We start from the raw sequence: 13,891 nt of genomic DNA, 5'->3' as shown, positions 1-13,891 counted from the left end.
GGGCAAGGGCCGGCGTCGGAGTCATCCGGCGCCGGCCCTTGCCCCGTTCCGTCAGGTAAGTGCGACGCCGGCTACTCCTGCGTGAGCACGTTCAGTTCGGCCGCGCCTGCCCACGGCTGGCCGTTGACCGAGCTGAGGGCGACGAGCTTGATGAATTGGGCGGTGCGTCCGCCGAGCGTGACGGTCTGTTCGTCGGCGCTGTCGGGCCAGGCGCCCTTCGCGACAGGCTGGCCCCAGTTCTGGCCGTCGGCCGAGAGGTAGACCTCGTACTCCTTGATCCGGTCGTTGGTCTGGTCCTGGCGAGGCAGGTACTTGAACTCCTTGAGGGTGTACGAGTCGCCCAGGTCGAGCGTGATGTGGTGCGGGTAGTTCGGGGACGACGCCGACCACGCGGTCCCCCACCAGGTGGCGGGGTCCCCGTCAAGTGCGTTGGTGGCCGGGGTGTTCTCCCCCTCGGTCTCCTGGCTGTCGACGTCCACGACCTTGATCTGGTCCTGCGGTACGTAGTTGGGCGGCACGGTGCCGACCTGGACGGCGGCCCCGGCCGACGACTTCTTCTCACCCGCGGTGTAGGACGCCTTGGCGTTCAGGGTGAAGCTTCCGGCGGGGATGCCGGGCTTCGGGGTGACGTTCCACGTCACCTTGCCGGTGGCGCCGGGTGCGACGGAGGCGAGCGTGTCCGAGGTCTCGGGCTGCGCGGTCCAGCCCTCGGGGACGGCCAGTTCGGTCTTCACCCCGGTGGCGGCGATTCGCTCGCCGTTGGTGAAGGCCACATCCACCTTGTTGGGTGTGCCCGGCGTGAGCTTGCCCGACTTCGGCTGAACGACGAGCGTTGCACAGGATGCGGCTTCGTCGGTCTCGCCCAGGTCGGTCACGGTGAAGTCGTCGATGATGAAGTCGGACTGGTCGAGGGCCGAACCGACCTTGCGGATGCCGACGTAGTAGTCACCGCAGTCGCCGGCGGTGAACTCGTGGTCGTAGCGTGCGGTGGTGCGCTGCTGACCGAAGAGGATCTGTTCCGTCTCCGTGGTCCTGGCACCGGTCGCGGTGAGCTGGTCGTAGCCCGTGGACAGGGCGTACTGGCCCGCGAACGTGTTCTGGTAGTCGAAGGAGACCTTGTAGCGGTGTCCCGGCTCGAACCGTACGGTCTGCGGGATCGTCCGGTAGACGAGCTGTGCGCCCTCCTCGTGGGATTTCAGCGAGTGGTCGCCGTCGATGGTCTGGTCGGTGAGCTGGCCGTTCCAGCCGGCATTGGTGTACGGGGCGTGCTTCTCGGAGCGCACGGTACGGATGTTCCCGGGCTCGGTCTGCACGAACGGGCCCCAGCCCTGTTCGTTGTCCTCGAAGTCCCAGTGCGCGACGGTGCCGGCCTTCTCGGACTTGGTGGTCTCCACGACACGCACGTCATCGAGCTTGACCTCCGCGTCACCCGCGTCAGCCGCAACCTTCAGCTGCGCCGTCCCGGCCGTGGCGGTGAAGCGAACGGTGATCCGCTGGAAGTAGGTGCCGCCCTTCTCGTCGATGCCGACGGCGTCCTTGGCCGTGGAGCGGTCGATCCAGTTCTCGGCACCGCCCGCGGCGAGCGTGACCTTGCGGGTCCTGCCGGGCTGGACCTGGGCCCAGACCGAGGCGGCGTAGCGCTTGCCCCGGGTCAGGTCGCGCAGCGTAGTGGTCAGGCCGGTCCCCGTGCCGGAGCCAGGGATGACCGCCTCGTACTGGCCGAGCGCATTGCGCTTGACGGAGGCGGGGCCGTCAGTCTGCCAGCCCTTGAGCGTACCGGAGTTGAAGCCGGGGTCGGTGACATGGGAGCCCTGGCCGAAGGCAGCCTGCTGGGGCTTCTTGGTGTCGTTGCGGTAGAGGACGTAGGGCTGCCCCTTCTCCGCCTCGATGGTGACCTTGCCGTCCTGGACGGGGAGCGCACCAACCTTGACCCGGCCCTGGTCGGTCAGCTTGTACAGGGTGACCGAGTCCTCGTTCTTCCACTGCTTGGGCACCGGCCAGGTGCTGGTGCCGCCGGCCGGGTTCCAGTGGTAGGCCTTGCTGCCGGTCCAGGGGAGCAGATACGCACTGCCGTCCTGCACCTTGTCGCTGCCGACGAAGACCTGGCGGGTGCCGGAGGCGTCGGTGACGCGGACACCTCCGGTGAGCTTCACCTCATGGTCGGTCCACTCGGTGATCTGCTGCTTCTGGAGGAACTTGGCGGGGAGATTGCGGTTCCAGATGTTGGCGTAGAACGCCGTCCAGTCGTTCTGGTTGCCCCAGCCCTCCCACTCCTTGATGTTCGCGGAGCCGAGCAGCGGGTTGTCGATCCAGACGTCCTTCTCGCCGTTGCGGATGAAGCGGATGACCTTGGAGTTGATGCCGCGGTTGGCATCGCCGCCGTAGCTCGGCTCATTCGCCCAGTGCGACCAGAGGGAGGAGCGCTCCATCTTGTCGCCCCACTCGGTGCCGAGCTGCCAGCCCTGCTTGCGCAGCTCGGTCTGAAGTCGGTCCGACTTCCAGCCGTGGCTGTAATAGACGTCCATATAAAGGAACTTGAGGTTGGGGTCGGTCTCGTCGCGCAGTTGCTGGAAGCGCTTGGCGATGTCACCACTGGTGAGGTCGCGTCGTTGGTCTATGTAGTAGGACTGACCGAGCCAGTCCCAGCCCTCGGCTTTCGGGTCGACCAGCTTGTCGCTGAAGGCCTTGGCCTCCGGGTACGCCTCGGTGGAGTTGACGTGGACGCCGAAGGACGCCCCCCACTTCTTGCCCTCCTTCGCCAGGGTGTTGAGGTCGGCGAGACCGCCTGCGCGCGTGTTGTAGTTGCCGCCGTAGTCGGGGTGGGCGGAGTCGTGACCCTCCTGCGCGTATCCCTTGAGGATGGCGAGCTGACCCAGGCCGTCCGTGGCGAGCGAGATCCGCTTGACGTTGTCGAGGGTCTTCAGGAAGGGGTTGCTCGCGTAGCTGGCGAAGTTGAACGGGATGTGCGTGACGACCCGGTCCGGAGTCTCGTCGGAGCCGTTGGCCTTGACTTCGATCGAGCGGAAGGCGATGGCGCCGTCCTGCCAGTCGACCTTGTCATCGGTGTTGCGGTCGCCGGTCACGACGATCTTCGCCCAGGGCAGCTCTTCGGTGAAGGGTGACCCCTTGGCCCGGTAGGTCCACTGGCCGCTGGAGACGCCGACCTCGGTGGTTCCGGCAGTCTTGACAGCCTGACGCTGCACCCGGGTGTTCTCGCTGGAGGCCTCGTCCTGCACGGAGTTGGTCTCGATCGCGGCGGCCAGCCGGTCGGTGTTGACGATCGCGTACGCCGACCCTTGTGGCGTCGCGTCGGCGGGGGTGTCGCCCGTGACACGGGTGAAGGTGTCGCCCGTGCCGTTCTTGTCGGGATCGACGCGGGCCGCCGTGACGTGTGCTCCGGGTTGGTCTCCGCGTACGGACAGGAGGTTGTGGCCGGGAATGCTGATCGTCGAGACCCGGAACGCCTCGGTGTCGGTGATCTTGTCGATCCGGAAGGTGACCTGGGAGCCGTCCACCGCGATGTGCGCGTCGATGCGCAGGCCGTGCAGGCCGGGGAACGTGAGCCGATAGCGGACGGTCGAGCCGTCGACAGTCGCCACGCCTTCGGCCCGGTAGGACGTTCCGTTGAGAACCACCGAGTCCATTGCCTCGGCACGACCGTCGAGGACGGCGCCGGTGGCCCGGTCCGTGTAGTCGACGATGTAAGGGAATTGGGCACCGGTCCGCACCCGCAGGCTGCTGGACTCGATGACGGGTGAGACTCCGGTCGCGTTCGTCGTGCTCGCGGAGTCGGTGGCTGCAGTGGCCTGCGTGGCGACGGCAGGCGACACCGTCAACACGGCCGCCAGGAAGAGACCCGCTCGTGAGAATCTTTGCATGGACACTACTTAGCAGTTAAGCAGTTATGTCGCCAGCGGTCCGACCGCATGGATTTCTCCGCCCGCCCGACCGTCAACGTCCACAGCAACGACCTGGACGCACCGTAGGCGCTGGTCAGCTATCTGCCTAGCTGCTAAGTTGCTGATCGTGGACACCGAAGAGAACCTGCGCAGCCGTGAGTGGTTCGGCGGCGACATCAAGAACGGCTTCATCGCCCGACACCACCTGCGAGCCACCGGACTCGGCTCGTGGGCCTTCGACGGACGCCCCGTCATCGGCATCTGCCAGTCCGCCTCCGATCTCACGCCGTGCAACCGGCATTTGACCGGGGTGGCTGACGCGGTCCGGCGAGGCATCCTCCGGGCGGGTGGCGTACCGCTGGAATTTCCCGTGTTCTCCCCGGGAGAGCCCTTCTTGCGGCCGTCCTCGATGATGTACCGCAACCTGATGGCCATCGACGTCGAGGAGGCGTTGCGGGCCAACCCGCTCGACGCCTGCGTCCTGCTGACCGGTTGCGACAAGACCACGCCGGCGGCCCTGATGGGCGCTGCCAGCGCCGACTTGCCGTCGATCGTTCTGACCGGCGGTCCCATGCTCAACGGACGTTTCCGCGGCAAGGCCGTCGGCTCGGGCACCGACATCTGGCGGATGACCGAGGAACTGCGGGCCGGACGCATCGAGGAGGAGGAGTTCACCGAGTTCGAGTCCTGCCTGAACCGCTCGGCCGGGCACTGCATGACCATGGGCACCGCCTCCACCATGGCCTGCCTCGCGGAGGCGCTCGGCATGATGTTGCCCGGCGGCGCCGCGCTGCCGGCCGTCGACGCACGTCGCACCGTGCTGGCCGAGGAGACCGGGGCACGCGCCGTCGAGATGGCCCGGGCAGGGCTGCGCCCCTCGCAGATCATGACCCGCGAGGCCTTCGAGAACGCCGTCGTGGTCAACGCTGCGATCGGCGGCTCCACCAACGCCGTGCTCCACCTGCTCGCGATCGCGGGCCGGGTCGGCGTTCCGCTCGGCCTCGACGAATTCGACCTGCTGGCCCGGGATGTGCCACTCCTGGTCGACCTGATGCCCAGCGGACGATTCCTGATGGAGGAGTTCGCCTACGCGGGCGGTGTACCCGCCCTCGTCACCCGTATCACCGGACTGCTCCACTCGTCCCCGATCACCGTCTCCGGCAAGCCTCTTGTCGAGGAATGCGCCGGCGCCGAGGTGCACGACGACGCGGTCATCCGTCCGCTCACCGACCCCGTGCAGGAGGCCGGCAGCGGCATCGCGGTACTGCGCGGCACCCTGGCCCCCGGCGGAGCGGTGGTGAAGCAGTCCGCGGCCTCGCCCAACCTGCTGGTCCACGAAGGCCCCGCGTTGGTATTCGACTCCCTGGAGGAGTACACGGCCGTCATCGACGACCCCGAACTCGACGTCACCGCCGACACCGTGCTGGTGGTACGTGGCATGGGGCCGCGCGGCTATCCCGGGATGCCGGAGTCCGGCAACCTGCCGCTCCCCCGCAAGCTCCTCGAAGCCGGTGTCTCCGACCTCGTTCGGATCAGCGACGCCCGGATGAGCGGCACCGCTTACGGTGCCTGCGTGCTGCACGTGGCCCCCGAGGCCGCCGTCGGAGGCCCGCTCGCGCTGGTACGCACCGGCGACCGGATCCTCTTCGACGTACCCGCGCGCCGTCTCGACCTGCTGGTCGATCCGCAGGAACTGGAGGCTCGACGGGCTGCCTGGACCCACCCGGCACCCGCCGCCGAACGTGGCTGGACCAAACTGCACATCGACCATGTCCTCCAGGCGGACCAGGGCGTGGACCTGGACTTCCTGACCGGTTCCAGCGGTGACGCGGTGCCCAGGAAGGCGTTCTGACATGATCAGCGGAGTCATCCCGGTCCTGGAAGTCCCCTACCACGACGACGGATCGCTCGATCTGCCCGGCTTCGACCGGGTGGTGGACGCGGTGCTCGGCACCGGCGTCACCTCGGTGATGTTCCCCGGGTACGCATCTGAGTTCCACAAACTCACCACCGCCGAACGAGATCAGCTCACCGACCGGCTACTCGGCGCGACCACCGGCGTGCCCGGCTTCACCACGATCGTCTCGGTCACGGACCACGCCACTCTCGTCGCCGTCGCGGCTGCACGTCGCGCGGCCGAACGCGGTGCGAACGCGATCAACCTGCTGCCGCCCTATCTGCTCGGCCCGTCCCGGGACGCCGTTCTCGCACACCTGGCCGCCGTCCTGGACGCGGTCGCGCCGGTCCCGATCGTCCTGCAATACGCCCCCGCCCAGACCGGCACCAGCCTGGACGCCGCCGCGATCGACTCGCTCGCCGCCGCGCATCCCAACCTCGGCCACGTCAAGGTGGAGTCCGCCCCACCGGGTCGGCTGATCAGCGCCCTGAAACTCCCGGCCCTGGTCGGCTACGCGGGTCTCCAACTGCCCGACGCACTACGCCGCGGAGCGGTCGGTGTACAGCCCGGTTGCTCGTTCACCGAGATCTACCAGGAGATCTGGCGCCGATGGACGTCCGGTGACCAGCCGTCCGCGCTCGCCCTGCACGGCGCGCTGCTCCCCTACCTCTCGTACTGGATGCAGCACGTCGAGCTGATCATTGCCGCCGAGAAGGCGATCTCGGTACGCCGGGGCTGGTTCGCCTCCGACCACTGCCGGGCGCCGGGGTGGAGGCTGGATGCGGAGGAGCGCGCCATGGTGGACCGTTTCATGACCGAGTTCGAGGAGCACCTGCCATGCCCGAAGTAATCACCTTCGGCGAAGCGATGGTTGTCCTCCACGGGCCCCCCGGCGTGCCGTTGGCCGAAGCGACCGGGTTCACCCGCAGCGTGGCGGGCGCGGAGGCCAACGTAGCAGTGGGGCTCGCGCGACTGGGCCACGACGCCGCCTGGTTCGGCCGGACCGGCGACGACGCCTTCGGCGATGTCGTTCTGCGCACGCTGCGCGGCGAGGGCGTGGACGTCTCACGCGCCACCCTGGATCCGAAGGCCCCGACGGGACTTCTCGTACGCGACTGCCTCAGCAGCCGGCGCATCTCGGTGGCGTACTACCGGGCCGGCTCCGCCGGCAGCCGCCTGGACCCCACGGACGTGGACACCCCCTGGCTGGCCGGCGCCCGGCTGCTGCACATCACCGGCATCACCCCCGCGCTGTCCGACTCGGCCCGCGAGGCTACTCACCGGGCGGTCGAGGCTGCCCGTGCCGCCGGAGTGACCGTCAGTTTCGACCCCAACATCCGGCTCAAGCTGGCCGGTCCGGAGCGCTGGCGCGAACTGCTGCGGCCCTTGGCCGGCTCCGCCGACCTGGTGCTGACCGGTGAGGACGAGGCCGAACTCGTCAGCGGGCGCACCAAAGAGGCAGCGGTCGACTGGTTCCTGGGGCAGGGGGCGGAACTCGTCGTGGTCAAGCATGGAGCACTCGGCGCGACAGCCACCGACGGCGTATCACGGTGGGAGATTCCCGTTCGGCCCGTGACCGCGATGGACCCGATCGGCGCCGGAGACGCCTTCGACGCCGGGTTCCTGTCCGGCCGGCTGCGCGGTCTGGATGTCTCGCAGTCGCTGGGCCTGGCGGCCAGGGTGGCCTCCATGGTGGTCGCCTCGCCCGGCGACCTGCCGGGCCTGCCGCGCCTTGCCGAACTCTCGGGGCTCGGCGATGCGGACCGTTGAGCGCGAAGCGTGAGCGCCGATCACCAGGGGCGCCGGTGTCACGGCACCGAGGAACGACAGGAGATGCGGACATGTACCGCTGGCAAGTGATGGAGCGGTTGGCGCGGCGCGGTGTCGTGGGCATCGTGCGGGCCACCGACGCCCGGGCGGCGGAGAAGGCCGCACTGCGGGTGGTGGACGACGGACTCGATGTCGTCGAGATCTCGCTCACCACTCCCGGTGCGCTGACAGCGATCGCCCGAGTGGTGGCGGCCAGGCCCGATGCGGTGATCGGAGCGGGCACCGTACTGGACGAGATGTCCGCCCGGCTGGCGGCTCTTGCCGGGGCACGCTTCCTGGTGTGTCCCTCGCTGCATCCCGCGGTTCTCGCCTGCGGGCACCGCTACGGACTCGCCGTCCTTCCCGGCGTGGGGAGCGCCACCGAGATCGTGACGGCCCTGGAGGCGGGCGCGGACGCGGTCAAACTCTTCCCGGCCCGTGCGTTCACCCCGGATGTGCTGCGCGATCTGCTCCAGGCGCTCCCGCAGGCCCCGGTCGTACCCACGGGTGGCGTGGACGCCGGCTGCGCGCCGCAGTGGATCGCGGCAGGGGCGATCGCGGTCGGCATGGGTGGCGCCCTCACTTCGGGAGGCGCCGAGGCCGTGGGCGATCTGCTGGAATCGATCACCGCTGCGCGCCGTCCGACGGAGCGGGCCGACTGACCGGCGTCCTCCATACCGTCACATCAACCAGGGCCGCGCGCAGCGACACCGAGCCGAACTGCGCCATGCGCCCGGCGATAGGCTGCGGTGCCCAACAGTTTCCTCGAAGGAGCCCCCGACGTGGCAGTGCGCCGCACCACGCTGTTCGATCAGGTCGCGAGCGAGATCATCACCCTGATTGAGGAGAGGGCGCTCAAGCCGGGCGACGATGTGCCCCCGGAGGGCGAGCTCGCCGCCCGATTCGGAGTCAACCGGCTTGCGGTGCGTGAGGCCATCCGGGCGCTGGCCGCCCGGGAGATCCTGGTTTCCAGTCAGGGTAGGCCGGCCCGGGTCAATGTTCCGTCGGCTCGGGTCTTCGGCCAGATCCTGGGGTTCCGCCTGCGCCAGCAATCGCTGGTCTTCGACGATGTGCTGGACGCCCGTGGTGCGATCGAGGGGGCCTTGGCCTCCCGTGCCGCGGCGCGGGTCAGGGCGGGAGAGGTGACTCCGGACGCCGCCGCCGCCCTGCTGGACGACATGGCGCAGGCCACCGCCGACCGCGAGCGGTTCGTGGCGCTCGATCTCGCGTTCCACGCCGAGATCGCCAGGATGGCCGACAACGGAATTCTGGAACTGATGCTGGAATCGCTCTCGGACGTCCTCTCCGCGCACCGGCTGGCGAGTTACGAGGGGCGCTCCCGCCGCGGCGACAGCCAGCAGGCGACCATCACAGCCCATCGCAGAATCCTCGATGCCATAGCGGCGGGTGATCCGCAGGAGGCCGTCGCAGCGATGGCGGCGCACCTCAGTGAGACCGGCGAGGACCTGGAGGCAACGCTCTGAGGACGGGCTCCGACCCCGGTGTCTGAAGTCGGACACCTCGGCCGAAACCAGCGTGGGCAAGGGCGACCCGGCACTAGACCGGGTACTCGGCGCGGCCGATGCACCAGGCCGGACAAGGCGAGGGTGACATGACCGGAGAGTGGTCAGTCGTCGCCCTGCTGGTCCCGCTCCAGGGCGTCCCGGGCATGCGCGGCGCGGTCGGGATGCAGACGGACGTCCTCTTGTGGCGGGCATGGGGAAAGCGAATGTTTCGAAGAGAACCGCAAGGAGGCCCCCAGCTCGGCGCCCGGACCACGGACTTGCATGGGTCGCCTCCCTTGATCGGAAGGGTTCTGTCTAGAGGCCCCGGCGGTACTGGAATCACCGCCGGGGCGGTTCCGACTCGCGCATCTCGCACACGCTGTGCGAGAGGCTGTGGCCCAGGAGTCTCTGACCTGGGCCTTATGGACGCTGTGGACGCTCACGAACCACTCAAGACGACAGGTAAGCTCTGGACACGTGACTGCTGTGTCTGCGAAGCCTCGCATCCCCAATGTCCTGGCCGGCCGCTATGCCTCCACCGAGCTGGCCGTCCTCTGGTCCCCCGAGCAGAAGGTGAAGCTGGAGCGCCAGCTGTGGCTGGCGGTGCTGCGCGCTCAGAAGGACCTCGGGATCGAGGTACCCGACGCTGCCCTCGCCGATTACGAGCGGGTCCTCGACGAGGTCGACCTGACTTCGATCGCCGAGCGCGAGAAGGTCACCCGGCACGACGTCAAGGCACGGATCGAAGAGTTCAACGCTCTCGCCGGGCATGAGCAGGTCCACAAGGGAATGACTTCCCGGGATCTCACCGAGAACGTCGAGCAGCTGCAGATCCGGCTCTCGCTGGAGCTCATGCGCGACCGCACCGTGGCTGTCCTCGCCCGGCTCGGCAAGCTTGCCGGCGAGTACGGCGAGCTGGTCATGGCCGGACGCTCCCACAACGTCGCCGCACAGGCGACCACGCTCGGCAAGCGGTTCGCGACCGCGGCGGACGAGCTGCTGGTGGCTTACGGACGGCTCGAGGACCTGCTGGGCCGCTATCCGCTGCGCGGAATCAAGGGTCCCGTCGGCACGGCCCAGGACATGCTCGACCTGCTGGGCGGTGACGCCGGGAAGCTCGCCGACCTGGAGCAGCGCATCGCCGGCCACCTCGGCTTCGGCCAGGCGTTCACCTCCGTCGGCCAGGTCTACCCGCGCTCGCTCGACTACGACGTGGTGACCGCACTGGTGCAGCTGGCTGCCGCACCCTCGTCGATCGCGAAGACGATCCGGCTGATGGCCGGGCACGAGCTGGTGACCGAGGGCTTCAAGCCTGGTCAGGTCGGCTCGTCCGCGATGCCGCACAAGATGAACACCCGCTCCTGCGAGCGTGTCAACGGCCTGATGGTGATCCTGCGCGGCTACGCGTCGATGACCGGTGAGCTGGCCGGTGACCAGTGGAACGAGGGCGACGTGTCCTGCTCCGTGGTCCGCCGGGTGGCGCTGCCGGACGCGTTCTTCGCATTCGACGGTCTGCTGGAGACCTTCCTCACGGTGCTCGACGAGTTCGGGGCGTTCCCGGCCGTCGTCGCCCGTGAGCTGGACCGGTACCTGCCTTTCCTCGCCACGACCAAGGTGTTGATGGGTGCGGTCCGCGCCGGTGTCGGCCGCGAGGTCGCTCACGAGGCCATCAAGGAGAACGCGGTCGCCTCGGCCCTGGCCATGCGCGAGCAGGGCACGGAGCGCAACGAGCTGCTCGACAAGCTCGCTGCCGACGACCGCATCCCGCTGGACCGTACGGAGCTCGACGCGCTGATGGCCGACAAGCTCTCCTTCACGGGAGCGGCGGGCGACCAGGTCACCGCGGTCGTCGCCCGGATCGAAGAGATCACGAAGCAGCACCCCGAGGCTGCCGCGTACACGCCGGGCTCGATCCTCTGACGGCCGGAACCTTCACCGGATGACGCCCGAAGAGCTCCAGGCCGCCCGCGACCACACCGTTCCCGATGTGGTCGCGGGCGGTCTGCGTGTGCTGTTCTGCGGAATCAATCCGAGCCTGATGACCGGAGCCACGGGGCACCATTTCGCCCGCCCCGGTAACCGCTTCTGGCCGGTGCTGCACCTCTCGGGCTTCACCCCCCGCCAGTTGAAGCCGTCGGAGCAGGACGAACTGCTGACCTACGGCCTGGGCATCACCAATGTGGTGGCCCGGGCCACGGCACGCGCCGACGAACTGGCTCCCGAGGAGTTTCGCGAGGGCGGGCTGCTCCTCTCGGCGAAGGTCGAGCGACTGCGTCCGCGGTGGCTGGCAGTGGTGGGTGTCACCGCATACCGCACCGCCTTCGGCGAGCGGCGCGCACAGATCGGCCCGCAGGACCGGACGATCGGCGGCGCCCGGGTCTGGGCCCTGCCCAACCCCAGCGGCCTGAACGCCCACTGGACCGCCGGGACCATGGCCGAGGAGTACGGGCGCCTCCGCAAAGCGGTCGACTCCACCGCCCCCGACCGGTCGGGCTGAAGGAACCAGGACCTCAGGGCGGGTCGATCTCCGTCACCAGGACGCTGAGCTCGCAGCCGGGACCGTCTTCCTGGAGACGGAGCCCCATCGCTATCCACCTCTTCTCCACGCGCCAGATCTCCAGGTATGCGCAGGCGGCAACGGGGTCGGCCCAGGGCTCCGGTATCTCCTCGCCGGCCATCATCCGTTCCTGTGCGCTCCACAGACTGACCAGCTGTGGCTCACCCCATCGCACGCTGAGCAGCATCAGCAGTGCGTCGTGGTCCGCGAGACACTGGGCACGGCGCTCCAGACGCCCCGCCTCGTCGTCCAGGTCCGCGTCGTGCCAGTGCTCGTCGTCCGCGTGCAGGAACATGGTGTGGTAACCCGGCCCGCTGACCGCCGGGCCCGACCGGATGCGCTCCGCGGGGAACTCCCGGGCACGCATCCCGTCGATGAGACGGAGGTGAGGTGCGGTGGTCATGTCGTCAGTAAACCGCCCGGCACTGACATACGGTTCGCCGGCATGAACGGTGAGGGACTTTCAGCCGTTCTCCACCCCGTTCGACCGCGCCCGCCACCGCGTCCCGCACTCACCCGCCGCCCTCAGGCGCGACCCCGGTACTCACGCGTCCCTGCGTCTTATCGCCCACCAGCCGGCAAACAGTGCAGCGGCCGCCCAGGCCGCCGTGACGGCCAGTCCCGCCCATGGCCCGGGACTCCCTTCCGGATGCTGGTGGAGCACCAACTGCCCAGCCCGGTCAGGAAGATACTTCGCGGCACCACTCGCGACGTCCCCTACCACGAAGGAGACGATCAGGATGAAAGGGATGAGCAGGCTGAGTACGGCGACGGCGCTCCGCAGCAGCGCAGTCAGGCCGGCCGCGAACAGGGCCATCAGCGCGAGATACATCCCACCGCCGAAAGCGGCCCGGAGCGCGCCGGGTTCCCCCAGGCCGATCGCGTACTCCCCCATGAACATCTGCCCCACCAGGAACGCGGTGAAGCTGGTGGCGAGTCCGACGACCAGGGCGAGCACGCCGACGAGAGTCATCTTGGCCGCGTAGAAGAGGTTACGGCGTGGCACTGCTGCCAGGGACACCCGCAGGGCACCGTTGAGATACTCGGAGGAGAGCGCTGTGGCGCCGAAGCTGATGGCTGCGATCTGGCCGAAGTTGAGCGCGTAGAAGGCTCCGAAGACCAGATCGGTGCCGGGGTCGTCCGCCTCGGCCTGGCCGACGGTGGCGAAGGCGAGCACCGTGACGGCAAGGGTCGCGAGGAAGACTGCCATGAGCGAACCGGCCACGGACCGTACCGATCTGATCTTGATCCACTCGGAACGCAGCACTGCGGTGGTCGACATGGTCAGACCTCCTGTCGGGTCGCGGGCGCCGAGGCCGCGGAGGCGAATTCCTGCGCGTCGGCGGTGAGGTCGAGATAGGCCTGTTCCAAAGTGGACTGTTCGTCGATGAGTTCAAGGATGGGGATGCCTTCGCCCGCGGCCAGAGCACCGATCTCAGCCGCCTTCGCACCCTCGACGGTCCAACGCCCGCTGTCACTCTGCGTCAGACCGAACCCTCTGCGTATCAGCAGGTCCCGGAGCCGGCCGGCCTCTGTCGTGCGCAGGCGAACCCGTGGACGGCTCCGGGAATCGAGGAACTCCTGCATCGGCAGGTCGACCAGAAGTCTGCCCCGGCCGAGGACCACAAGGTGGTCGGCGAACGACGACGTCTCGTTCATCAGATGACTGGAGACGAGAACGGTGCGTCCCTCACCGGCCAGCCGCTTCATCAGTTCCCGGACCCAGATGATGCCTTCCGGGTCGAGTCCGTTCGACGGTTCGTCCAGCATCACGACCTCCGGGTCGCCCAGCAGAGCTGCCGCGATACCCAGCCGCTGCCGCATGCCCAGCGAGAACGTCTTGATCCGATGTCCGCCGACGCGTCCGAGTCCCGCCTCCTCCAGAACCTCCCCGACCCTGTTGGCAGCTATGCCGTTGCTCGTCGCGAGCGCCAGCAGATGATTCCGCGCGGTCCGCGAACCATGCGCGGCCTGGGCGTCGAGCAGCGCTCCCACCCGGCGCAGTGGATGTCCGAGAGCGGCGTATCTCTGTCCGCCGATCGTGGCCGTACCGCCGGAGGGCCGGTCCAGGCCGAGCACGAGTCGCATGGTGGTGGACTTGCCTGCGCCGTTCGGTCCGAGGAAGCCTGTGACCCGGCCCGGTCGCACACTGAACGTGAGGCGGTCCACTGCACGGGTCGCGCCGTATTCCTTGGTGAGTTCATGGACGTCGATACTGGTCATG

11 protein-coding genes are annotated in these 13,891 nt (G+C 68.6%); 7 read left to right on the top strand and 4 right to left on the bottom strand.

The window, feature by feature from the left end:
• Positions 1-71 precede the first annotated feature (71 nt).
• On the bottom strand, positions 72-3,878 hold the full coding sequence (locus ACFVXE_RS10205; protein ID WP_389670582.1) for an endo-alpha-N-acetylgalactosaminidase family protein: 3,807 nt from the start codon (positions 3,876-3,878) through the stop codon (positions 72-74).
• 145 nt (positions 3,879-4,023) lie between these two features.
• On the opposite strand from ACFVXE_RS10205, the gene ACFVXE_RS10200 reads away from it, so the two are divergent.
• The 7 genes from ACFVXE_RS10200 (at position 4,024) to mug (ending at position 11,607) form a co-directional block, all read left to right on the top strand.
• A complete protein-coding gene (locus ACFVXE_RS10200; protein WP_389670650.1) occupies positions 4,024-5,751 on the top strand; it encodes an IlvD/Edd family dehydratase in 1,728 nt (575 codons plus the stop codon).
• Between the two features lies 1 nt (position 5,752).
• Complete coding sequence (locus ACFVXE_RS10195) at positions 5,753-6,646, top strand: dihydrodipicolinate synthase family protein (protein ID WP_389670581.1); 894 nt, start codon at positions 5,753-5,755, stop codon at positions 6,644-6,646.
• Complete coding sequence (locus ACFVXE_RS10190) at positions 6,634-7,566, top strand: sugar kinase (protein ID WP_389670580.1); 933 nt, start codon at positions 6,634-6,636, stop codon at positions 7,564-7,566. Before ACFVXE_RS10195 ends, ACFVXE_RS10190 begins: the two co-directional genes overlap by 13 nt.
• 71 nt (positions 7,567-7,637) lie before the next feature.
• A complete protein-coding gene (locus ACFVXE_RS10185) occupies positions 7,638-8,267 on the top strand; it encodes a bifunctional 4-hydroxy-2-oxoglutarate aldolase/2-dehydro-3-deoxy-phosphogluconate aldolase (protein WP_389670579.1) in 630 nt (209 codons plus the stop codon).
• Positions 8,268-8,387: 120 nt separating this feature from the next.
• On the top strand, positions 8,388-9,089 hold the full coding sequence (locus ACFVXE_RS10180; protein ID WP_389670578.1) for a FadR/GntR family transcriptional regulator: 702 nt from the start codon (positions 8,388-8,390) through the stop codon (positions 9,087-9,089).
• A gap of 498 nt (positions 9,090-9,587) precedes the next feature.
• A complete protein-coding gene (purB, locus tag ACFVXE_RS10175; RefSeq protein ID WP_389670577.1) occupies positions 9,588-11,030 on the top strand; it encodes an adenylosuccinate lyase in 1,443 nt (480 codons plus the stop codon).
• A 19-nt stretch (positions 11,031-11,049) separates the two neighbouring features.
• Positions 11,050-11,607 (top strand): G/U mismatch-specific DNA glycosylase, encoded by a 558-nt coding sequence (gene mug / locus ACFVXE_RS10170; RefSeq protein WP_389670576.1) that lies wholly within the window; start codon positions 11,050-11,052, stop codon positions 11,605-11,607.
• Positions 11,608-11,620: 13 nt separating this feature from the next.
• On the opposite strand, the gene ACFVXE_RS10165 is transcribed toward mug, so the two are convergent.
• From ACFVXE_RS10165 to ACFVXE_RS10155, 3 genes are all read right to left on the bottom strand, one after another.
• The gene (locus ACFVXE_RS10165) at positions 11,621-12,070 is read right to left on the bottom strand and encodes a hypothetical protein (RefSeq protein WP_389670575.1); all 450 of its coding nucleotides are present in this window, start codon (positions 12,068-12,070) and stop codon (positions 11,621-11,623) included.
• 141 nt (positions 12,071-12,211) lie between these two features.
• Positions 12,212-12,949 carry an ABC transporter permease gene (locus tag ACFVXE_RS10160; protein ID WP_389670574.1) on the bottom strand — a complete coding sequence of 246 codons (738 nt, stop codon included), beginning with the start codon at positions 12,947-12,949 and terminating at the stop codon, positions 12,212-12,214.
• 2 nt (positions 12,950-12,951) lie between these two features.
• The gene (locus tag ACFVXE_RS10155) at positions 12,952-13,890 is read right to left on the bottom strand and encodes an ABC transporter ATP-binding protein (RefSeq protein WP_389670573.1); all 939 of its coding nucleotides are present in this window, start codon (positions 13,888-13,890) and stop codon (positions 12,952-12,954) included.
• Position 13,891: the final 1 nt, after the last annotated feature.

Origin of the sequence: Streptomyces sp. NPDC058231 (assembly GCF_042882275.1) — a bacterium.
Taxonomy (GTDB): Bacteria; Actinomycetota; Actinomycetes; order Streptomycetales; family Streptomycetaceae; genus Streptomyces.
The sequence above is the reverse complement of the archived record's forward strand: the minus strand, read 5'-3'. Positions and strand labels throughout refer to the sequence as shown.